Below are 680 nucleotides of genomic sequence, written 5' to 3'. Positions count from 1 at the left end.
GCGGTGCGGGTCCACCCGGACCAGCCGGTGTACGCGATGTTCACGTCCGGCTCGACCGGCATCCCGAAGGGCGTCGCGGTCACCCACCGCAACGTCGCCGACCTGGCCCGCCAGGAGATGTACGCGAACGGCAACCACACCCGCGTCCTCTTCCACTCGCCGATGGCCTTCGACGCGTCCACCTACGAGATGTGGGTGCCCTGGCTGACCGGCGGCACCCTGGTCGTCGCCCCCGCCGGCCACCTCGACACCGCCGCCTACCAGCAGCTCATCGCCGACCACGCGATCACCAGCCTGTGGCTCACGGCCGGACTGTTCCGGCTCATCGCCGAGGAGGCCCCCGAGACCTTCGCGGGCGTGCGGGAGGTCTGGGCCGGCGGCGACGTCGTACCCCCCGAGGCCGTCCGCCGGGTGATGGACCACAACCCGCAGATCACCGTCGTCAACGGCTACGGCCCCACCGAGACCACCACCTTCGCCGCCACCCACCACGTCGCGCGGCCTTTCACCGCCACCGGCCCGGTGCCGATCGGCGAGGCCCTCGACAACCACCGCCTCTACGTCCTCGACCCCGCGCTGCAACTGGTCCCGCCCGGCACCCCCGGCGAGCTGTACATCGCCGGCGCCGGACTCGCCCAGGGCTACCTGGACCGCCCCTCCCTCACCGCCGACCGCTTCGT

The 680-nt window shown here is 72.6% G+C and carries 1 protein-coding gene; it reads left to right on the top strand.

Features of this window, described 5'->3' with window-relative positions:
* Positions 1-680, top strand: a 680-nt coding sequence (locus IE244_RS41610) for an AMP-binding protein (RefSeq protein WP_191878772.1), incomplete at both ends; no start/stop codon positions are given.

Source organism: Streptomyces filipinensis (genome assembly GCF_014649495.1).
GTDB classification, from domain to species: domain Bacteria; phylum Actinomycetota; class Actinomycetes; order Streptomycetales; family Streptomycetaceae; genus Streptomyces; species Streptomyces filipinensis.
Note: the sequence above shows the minus strand (reverse complement) of the source record. Positions and strands in the feature narration are given on the sequence as shown.